General features: G+C 59.5%; 2 protein-coding genes. Both read right to left on the bottom strand.

Going from position 1 to position 2,505, the window contains the following annotated elements:
- Nucleotides 1–141 (bottom strand): tRNA-dihydrouridine synthase (locus EN914_RS31955; protein WP_206527289.1); only part of this gene is annotated, 141 nt, incomplete at its 3' end.
- 242 nt (nt 142–383) lie between these two features.
- Nucleotides 384–2,366 (bottom strand): BTAD domain-containing putative transcriptional regulator, encoded by a 1,983-nt coding sequence (locus EN914_RS31950; RefSeq protein WP_024503319.1) that lies wholly within the window; start codon nt 2,364–2,366, stop codon nt 384–386.
- Nucleotides 2,367–2,505: the final 139 nt, after the last annotated feature.

The raw sequence follows: 2,505 nt of genomic DNA, 5'->3' as shown, positions 1-2,505 counted from the left end.
ATGGATGACGGCGTCGGCCACCACCATCTCGGTGTAAAGCAGCGCATGGCTCGTCAGCTGACGGTGGAAGAACCGGCAACGCCGGTCCGTCCAGTCCATCATAGGCGCTATGGCTACCCTAAACCTTTGATAATCTTTCATGCTTCATAACTTCGACAGGTTGGATCGCGTCGTACGGGCTCTATCACGCGCCATGATAGGCCCAAGCCGCAAATCGGCGGATGACTGGCCGGCGCCACGGCGTGGGGCGTCGAATACCTCAATCGCAGGGTAGCGTATAGGTCGACCTGGCCGGAATTGCCAACGCGTCGTCTGCTTTCGATGCCTGGGCGGAGGACGGAACCCTCCAGCTTCGTATGACGGTGTCTGCGCCAACGATGTGGCTAGGAACTGGGAAGGCCAGCCCTCGACAGCATCTCAAGGAACCGGGAATGATGATGATCCTTTACATAGCGCGGCACAAAGCCAGGGCAGACGTTGCTCAGATTGAGATGCGGAAGTTGTGACAGGCAATGGTGGATGGCCCGGGACGCTTCTTCGTTATTTCCGGTGGCCGATGCGGTCGCGGCCCAATAAAGGGCGCCGCGAACGAAGCCAGGCTTTGTCCTGACCACTTTGCGGGCGGCTTCGAGCGCCCGCTGGTTGTCTCCGCCAGCGAAGAGCGCCACAACCAGGCCGTGGTGGCGCCAGAAGTCGATGACATCGTGCGTTCCGAGCCGGATTGCTTCGTTGGCCTCACGCACCGCTTCGTCGACCTGTCCGCGCAACGCAAAGAGCATCGAAATATCGCCGTGGCCAGTTGGGTAGCTTGGGTTGAGGCTGATCGCGTGGCGGCATTCGGCGATCGCCTCGTCGATGCGACCGCAACTTTCGAGAGCGAACGACAGAATACATCGGGCAATTTCATCGTCCGGTACCGCCCGTACTGCGGCTTCCGCAAGCTCGACCGCACGCTCGATCACCCCACGCTCCCGAGGCAGCGCACCAAACGCCACGCCCATGGATATCACGATCGAGAGCGTCCGCTTTGCACGGGCATTGTCGGGACCTATCGAGAAGGCCCTCTCGGCAAGCTCTATCCCGACCAAAAGTGAGTCCCGAGTCATCTCAAAATATTTCATGAGGGCTTCGTTCACCAGCCTGCGCACTTCAGGGATCCCTGGCGGGCTTTTGTCTCGAACCTTCCAGTTGGTCAGTTGAAGTTCGAGGATCACGGCAAGAACAACAGATTGTGCGATCCTGTCCTGGAATTCGAGCGCGTTCTCGGAGTGGCCGTCGAACTTCTGGGCCCAGACATGGTGGCCGCCGGCGGCATCGACGAGCTGGACATTCACCCTCAACCCATTGCCGGATCTCTGGACGCTGCCGCTGAGTATATATCGCGCGCGGAATATTCCTGGCGTCTTGGCTTCTTCGCCTGGGCCGCTCTTCTCGGGCGGAAGCGCGGCGAGCACGACATAGTCGGCCACTTCGGAAAGAGCTGTCGTGATGTCCTGGACAAGTCCCTTGGCGAAAAAGTCGTCGCCTTGCTTTCCGGTCAGATTAACGAAGTCGGCAACGCTGATGGACGGACGCCCAAGGCGCTGGCTGGACGGAACACCATTTGTCGACTGCACATTTGAAGCGTCGTCGGCGGCAAGCAACAGAGATTGCCAAAGCGCCCGCGTTTCAGGGCCGGCTTCGACGCCGAACTCCTTCTTCAGCATGCTTCTGCAGGCTTCGTATGTCCTGATTGCCCTGTCGCGTTGGCCACATGCGAGCAGCAATTCCATCTTGAGCCGATAGGATTCTTCCCGTGTCGGTTCCATGGTCAGAATACGATCGGCCAGGATCAGCCCGGCATCGGGGTCGACGAGACGGGCCAGTTTTTCGAAGGACTCAAGCGCGCGGCCGAGCAGCCTGTCGCGTTCCGATGTGATCCAGTCATCGAACGTATTGCTCCCCAGATAAAGCCCGTCGAGGAAGGGCCCGATGTAGTTCGCCAAGGCCTTCGCGAGGTCCTGGGTGGAACGGGCCGAGAGACCCGTTTCGAACTTCTCCACGTCGACTTGAACCAGCTCTGGCCTCAGGGCGATCAACTCACCGCTGGAATGGATGAGATCCACCCCTTCTCGCGCCAGATCCTGGCGCAGGACACTGAGGGCCTGCCGAAGGCTGTTGCGCGAATGTTCAGCGTCGCTGTCGCCCCATAGGAGGTCAGCCAGCCTCTCCCGCGTCGCCGCCATGCCCGGACACCGGGCCAGATAGGCGATGATTGCCGGCCCTCGTTTCCCGGTCAGCCGAAGCGGGCCGGCCGTTTCATTTTCAATCCGGAAACCGCCGAAGAGTGAGATTCTATTTGCAGCGCCGCTGTCCTCACTTTGCATTTGCTATCCCAGCCTGACGAAATCCTAACTCAAAACTAACGCTTCGCAACAGTCGGCCTTCGCGCTCAAGCGCTGCCGTAACGGCAGGCTGTTTAGGCTTTGCTAAATTAAGGCGACCAAGTCAACGAAAGGCTTGGTT

Source organism: Mesorhizobium sp. M7A.F.Ca.CA.001.08.2.1 (assembly GCF_003998455.1).
In the GTDB taxonomy this organism is placed as follows: domain Bacteria; phylum Pseudomonadota; class Alphaproteobacteria; order Rhizobiales; family Rhizobiaceae; genus Mesorhizobium; species Mesorhizobium ciceri.
The sequence above is the reverse complement of the archived record's forward strand: the minus strand, read 5'-3'. Positions and strand labels throughout refer to the sequence as shown.

Bases quoted from the DNA above. Each gene is read 5' to 3' on its own strand.
- EN914_RS31950 (WP_024503319.1), bottom strand. From the start codon at position 2,366: ATGCAAAGTGAGGACAGCGGCGCTGCAAATAGAATCTCACTCTTCGGC.